The organism is Flavobacterium sp. NRK F10, assembly GCF_024054235.1.
GTDB lineage: Bacteria > Bacteroidota > Bacteroidia > Flavobacteriales > Flavobacteriaceae > Flavobacterium > Flavobacterium sediminis.
Genome location: NZ_JAMXLC010000001.1, coordinates 346335 through 352697 on the forward strand (window position 1 = coordinate 346335; position 6363 = coordinate 352697).

Below are 6363 nucleotides of genomic sequence, written 5' to 3' on the forward strand. Positions count from 1 at the left end.
AATCAGACTCGTTCCTTAACAAGGATCGGTTTAAAAGGATTATATAAAATTGAATTTTGGTACACTTTTTGTAATTTTTATGCAAAAGTAAGGATATATGGTAAAATAAAAAAGAGGATTTATTGGTTCTTTAAGTTTATTCGCTTATTTTTACCATAACCTATTAATTTTATTATGATGAAAAAACTACTTGGACTTATTGTTCTATTTCTACTAAGTATCAATGTATTTGCACAAGAAGGTGCTAAGATTGAATTTAAGACGGAAACCATTAACTACGGAGAGGTAGTTAAAGGGGAAGACAGCGGTGTACGAGAATTTGTTTTTACAAATACAGGTGATGCTCCCTTAGTTATTAAAAAAGTAAATTCAAGTTGCGGATGTACTGTCGCAGAAAAACCGGACGCTCCTATTATGCCGGGTAAATCAGATAAGATTGTAGTGAAATACAATATGAATCCGGGACCGATCAGTAAAACGGTTACAGTGGAGACCAATGCGGTAAACAAGCCTAACGGCGTAATTCCGCTAAGAATTAAAGGAACTGTCATCGTTAAAAAAGATAAATAAATTAGTAAAAAGCCCCGAATGGGGCTTTTTTTATAATACTTTTTCAAGTCGGAACTCAAATTTTAAATTTTCTCCGTCACGCTCTACTTCAATTTTTATGTTCTTCCCCTCTTGAGACTGAAAAATCTCTGTTATTTTTTGAATAGACAAATGTTGTGAGCTCCTTCCGTTAAGGCTTACTATTAAATCCCCGACTTGTAAACCAACTTTTTCTGCCGGTGAATTTTCCCTAATGGAATAAATCTCAAAAATAGGCTTGAGTTTATATGTGTAGTTGTATTTACGATTAGAGTCTTCAAAAATAAATTCGTTCATATTAACCTTATTCCCGACCGAATTATCATAAACTGTTTCTTTAATCCACTGCGAACCGTTATGTTGAACTTCTATCCCTGACATATTGTAATTAAAAGCTTCGTCAAACAAACTATTTTTCTTAAAATAAAAACTTCCGGTCTCATAATTCAGAATCCAGTTAAAACGCTTTAAAATCTCGCCTCCTAAAGAACCATTCCTACCTTGAAGCCTCTCAAGGTCAGTTAATGAAACCGAATCGGGATATGAAACCAATGCCTCAGAAAACTTAAATCCTTTAATAAATAATTCATTAACTCGTGACTTCTTTCCTGTAATTTCCCCTGTCAGCCCTCTCCCTAAAATATCCTTGAAAAAACGATGGGTACATTTCAACGTATCATTCTCAAAAAGCCAAAGACCGTCTCCTAATCCGGTATCCAAAAGTAATTTGTAGTCTTTTTCATCTTCATGTTCACTTTCTTTTATTTTGATCTTAATGTAAGGTTTTCCACGTTGAACGACTACTTGTTCACGTTCGTATCTCTTAAGTCTGTTAGTTTTAAACTTCTCTTTAGGAATAACAACTATCTTTTCTCTTTGATAATCAATTTCTACCCAATATGCCGTAAAAAATTCGGAACCGATTATACCGTTTATAGGAATTCCTAATTTATCAATAAGTCCAATATTCACATCAGGAACCAAAAGTGTTTCAAAACCAGAGTTTACATAATCTCCGATTGCACATTTATTATTCCTCGATAAATAGGCTTCTATATCTTCACCTATACCTATTCCCTTAACTTTCAATTTTTGTAAATTGTAAAAAGTAATTGTATCGTTTTCAGGGAAGGTAAACAGTAAATTTTTCTCAGAACCGGTATCTAAAATCATATTCAAGGGACTTCCGTTTAAAGTACATTTTAAAATGATTAAATTATGTGTATGCTCAAAAGGAATTTTATATTTCTTGTATCTTTTGTCCAACTGAAATTGCCCGAATAAACTACTATTCAGGAATACCAAGAAGAAAAAACAATAGCTTATTTTAAAATTCCCCTTCATTACTATTTAATTTTCAAAAAGATAAAAAAAACTATTTTTTTTATCAATTATTAAATTTAATCATAAAATCGTTTATAATTTAACAAAACAACACTATTTTTTTTATAAAGACTCGATTTTTATTTCATAGAATATTTTTCTTTTATATTGATAAACAAAATTTTAGAATTTGTTTTTATTGCAACTAAAAAAAATGCAATTTTGTCGAGTAAAACAAACAAGTCATGCCAAAAATATCGAACAAAGGAAAACAAATGCCGGAATCCCCTATCAGAAAGTTGGTTCCGTATGCTGAAGCTGCTAAAAAGAGAGGTCATAAAGTATATCATCTAAATATCGGGCAACCGGATATCAAGACCCCTGAAGTAGCTTTAAATGCTGTGAAAGATGCAGATATCTCTGTTTTGGAGTATTCCCATTCTGCCGGATTTGAAAGTTATAGAAACAAATTATCACAATATTATAAAAACCAAGGATTACCTGTTGAATCTCAAGACATCATCATTACAACAGGTGGTTCTGAAGCTTTACTCTTTGCTTTAGGAAGTGTTTTGGATCAAGATGATGAAATTATAATTCCGGAACCTTTTTATGCTAATTATAATGGTTTCGCAACTGCTTCCGGGGTAAAAGTCGTTCCTGTAATTTCCGGGATTGAAGAAAATTTTGCTTTGCCTCCGATTGAAGCTTTTGAAAAACTAATTACTCCCAGAACTAAGGCTATTTTAATTTGCAATCCGGGAAACCCTACCGGTTACTTGTATTCGGAAGAAGAAATTCAAAAATTAGCCGACATCGTAAAAAAACACGATCTATTTTTAATAGCTGATGAAGTTTACCGTGAATTTACTTATGACGGATACAAACATTATTCTGTTATGAATGTTCCAGGCTTAGAAGAATATGCTATAATGATCGACTCTGTTTCTAAAAGATTCAGTATGTGCGGAGCTCGTATCGGTTGTATTGTTTCTAAAAACAAAGAAGTCATGGCTACAGCTATGAAATTTGCTCAAGCCCGTTTGAGTCCCCCTACTTATGCTCAAATTGCCAGTGAAGCTGCTCTTGATACACCACAAAGTTATTTTGATGAAGTTATCACAGAATATAAGGGTCGTAGAGATACTTTAGTTAGTGAATTAAATAAAATACCGGGGGTAAAAGTAGCTGTTCCTAAAGGAGCATTTTACTGCATTGCTAAATTACCTGTTAAAAACGCAGATAACTTTGCTCAATGGTTACTGGAGAATTATGACTTAAATGGTGAAACTGTCATGGTAGCACCAGCAGCAGGATTTTATTCAACTCCGGGAGTTGGTCTGGATGAAGTTCGCATTGCTTATGTATTAAACAAAGAAGATCTAGTAAAATCAGTTCATATCTTAAAAGAAGCTTTGGCTGTATATCCAAACTAATTTTTTCCAAAAAACATACTATTATAATATTTATTAGTTTAAAATAAAAAAACCGCTTAATAGCGGTTTTTTTATTCTTCTAATTTTATTAGTTTATCGTTTCAACGAGAAGTGAGCTTTAAACTCTTTTGCCACACCATTCTCTTGATACTGTAGACTAAACCAGTAGTCTGTTGATGGTAAAGGATGTCCATTGTAAGTCCCATCCCATCCTTGACTCTCATCTAATGTACTTATTTGTTTTATCAATTTACCATAACGGTCAAAGATATACAATTTAGCTTCTGCCTGATTTAATCCAACAATATTCCAAGTATCATGTATTCCGTCTCCATTTGGTGTAAAATACTTAGGATAGTCTATCACCGTTACCGTATCCTGTAAGAAGGTACAGCCTTGTGTGTCTACTACCGTGATCTGATGTTCTCCCGAACTTACTCCGGTAAACACATTGCTCGATTGTAACGATTCCTCATCCAACTGATACAGGTAATCTCCATTACTTCCTCCGGATACCGTTACCACTACCGTTGCACTATCCGTAAAAGCATCCGTTACCGTAGTCACTATATTTGTCGCAGGATTACTTCCTCCGGATACCGTTACCACTACCGTTGCACTATCCGTAAAAGCATCCGTTACCGTAGTCACTATATTTGTCGCAGGATTGGTCTCCTCTACTACTACAGTATTGGAGATCCCTTCACAATTCGTGTCCAGATTCGTTACCACTACATAATAACTCGCTGCCTCTGATACCTCTAACGTTGAATCATTAGATAACGTTGCTACTGATACAGGACCACTTCCAGCATCCATAAACCATTCAAACTGATAGTTACCGCCACTGAAGTCTCCTGCATTCAATATCGTGGTCTGATAAACCACACCGCTTACCTGTTCCACACAGATAGCACTGTCTTCTAATACCGGTTCAGGCAATGGGTTAACATAAACCGTAATGTATTTGATCTCGCCCATACAACTACCTAACTGTGTCCAGACTTTGTAGATCACATATCCCTGACTATCGCTTGTTGTAAACAACTGATCAGGTATTTCTGCAGGCAATACACTGGTATTTCCAGGTAAGGCTCCTGTTACGCCTACGGCATCCTGTACTTCCCAGTAAACCTCTACACCCGTTATGTTAGGGTAACCTACATAAATATCCAGATCGTCATAAACAATCTCTCCGCTACAGATCTCAGGTGCTACTGTTGGCTCTAAAATACTACCCGGTATCGGATTTACTGTTATGGTATCGCTCACGATCACAGGACCTACACAAGTCCCTAAAACAGGGGTGATCTCAAAGTATACTGTTCCGGACTGCATAGGATCATTCACCGTAAACGGTAATGAGATCGTACTGTCTGTTGTTCCGCTGGTGGAACCTGTTGTACTCAATCCGCTGGTTTGTGCTACCCAGTTGAAGTCCATACCTGTAGGAAGACCTGAAATATTAACCTCTACCACATCTCCGCTACATACGGATACTGAGGTTATGTTAATGTCGATATTTGCCGGATCAGGCATCGGATTTACCTGTATGGTAAATTCTTCTTCTATTCCTGAACAACTACCTCCACTTAATACCGGTGTAATCTGAACCGTAATGTAACCTATCTCCAATAAATCTTGTAGGTTCACTACCTGGTTGATCGCTACGGTTTCATCTCCGCCTTGTACATAAGTGGTATTGTCGATATTCACAATCGTTGCACTCCAATAGTACGACGTTGTATTGTTTAATGTAAAGGAGATATCTGTTGATGTTCCGTTACAGATCTGATCGGAATATACCAAATCACTAATAGATGGTGTAGGATTGATCGTTATCGTTACATTATCTCCTAACGGTTGTACACAAGCAGGTGTCGTTAAAGATGTTACACTTACTAAGGTGTAAGTCGTATCTACTGTTAAGTCAGGCGTTGCCCAATTCGTATAATTTCCTGACGCATCTAATTGCACCTGATAGGTTGATGCTCCGTCTGTAAATTCTATTGTTGCATTTGGTGTTCCGCTAAAATCCAAGAACGTTGCTCCGTTTAAACAAACTGCACTGCTTTGCGCACTGATGCTTGCTGTCGGTAAAGGCAATACTGATAATGTACTGCTGTTTCCTACCGTACTTGAACACGTAGTTGAAAGGTTGGTTATCATACTCAACTCCAAGTTTTGATCTACCGTTACATTAGCTACCGGTACACTTCCTGTCCCTGATGATGATAATGTTACACTACCCGGGGTTCCGTTTAAGGTATACTCTACCTCTGATCCCGGAGTTCCTGTAATGGTAAAACTACCCGAGGTTCCCTCACATACCGGACCGTCATTAGTCACAGAGGTAATACTTGGCAGAGGATTAACGGTTACCGTACTGTTCTGACCGATTACTACCGTACAACCATTATCTATAGATATTATATTTACTACTACATCTGATGTAGCATTGTTAACCGAAATACCACCCTGACCTGATGCATCTAACTGTACTTGTGTGCTGCTTCCTCCGTCAATTGTATACGCTACATAAGCATTTGCTGTTCCTTCTACATAAAACGTTGCCGTTTCTCCTGAACATATCGGGCTGTTATTGCTGATACTTACAAAAGTAGGGTTAGGGTTTACTATTGCTGTTATCGTTTCGGATAAACTCATGTTACAACTTCCTAATACTATATCGCTCAAATCGATAGTTTGATCTATTGTTGCTCCGCTTACCAAGACCTGAGCTACGCCACTTGCATCTAAAGTTACTGTCTGGGTTGTTCCGCCGTTAATCGTATACGTTACCACAGCTCCTGCCGTTCCGCTTAGGTCAAACATTACATCATTTCCAGCACATATAGGACCGTTATCTGACAATGTACCAAATACCGGTACCGGATTTACTACTACTGTCTCTGTTTCAGATAAAGTAACTATACAGCTACCTATGGCTATCTCTTCTAAAACTATTACCTGATCTGATGTTGCTCCACTGATCAATACCTGTGCGGCACCTGTT

General features: G+C 36.9%; 4 protein-coding genes. 2 read left to right on the forward strand and 2 right to left on the reverse strand.

Annotation, left to right across the window (positions count from 1 at the left end):
• Positions 1–177: 177 nt before the first annotated feature.
• Positions 178–570: a DUF1573 domain-containing protein gene (locus NHF50_RS01555; RefSeq protein ID WP_109570565.1), complete on the forward strand. Its 393-nt coding sequence runs from the start codon at positions 178–180 to the stop codon at positions 568–570.
• A 30-nt stretch (positions 571–600) separates the two neighbouring features.
• On the opposite strand, the gene NHF50_RS01560 is transcribed toward NHF50_RS01555, so the two are convergent.
• A complete protein-coding gene (locus NHF50_RS01560; RefSeq protein ID WP_252774825.1) occupies positions 601–1932 on the reverse strand; it encodes a PDZ domain-containing protein in 1332 nt (443 codons plus the stop codon).
• Positions 1933–2156: 224 nt separating this feature from the next.
• Between NHF50_RS01560 and NHF50_RS01565 the strand changes: the two genes are divergently transcribed.
• Positions 2157–3347 (forward strand): pyridoxal phosphate-dependent aminotransferase, encoded by a 1191-nt coding sequence (locus NHF50_RS01565; RefSeq protein ID WP_252774826.1) that lies wholly within the window; start codon positions 2157–2159, stop codon positions 3345–3347.
• 93 nt (positions 3348–3440) lie between these two features.
• On the opposite strand, the gene NHF50_RS01570 is transcribed toward NHF50_RS01565, so the two are convergent.
• Positions 3441–6363 (reverse strand): T9SS type B sorting domain-containing protein (locus tag NHF50_RS01570; protein ID WP_252774827.1); only part of this gene is annotated, 2923 nt, incomplete at its 5' end.

Bases quoted from the DNA above. Each gene is read 5' to 3' on its own strand.
- NHF50_RS01555 (WP_109570565.1), top strand. From the start codon at position 178: ATGAAAAAACTACTTGGACTTATTGTTCTATTTCTACTAAGTATCAAT.
- NHF50_RS01560 (WP_252774825.1), bottom strand. From the start codon at position 1,932: ATGAAGGGGAATTTTAAAATAAGCTATTGTTTTTTCTTCTTGGTATTC.
- NHF50_RS01565 (WP_252774826.1), top strand. From the start codon at position 2,157: ATGCCAAAAATATCGAACAAAGGAAAACAAATGCCGGAATCCCCTATC.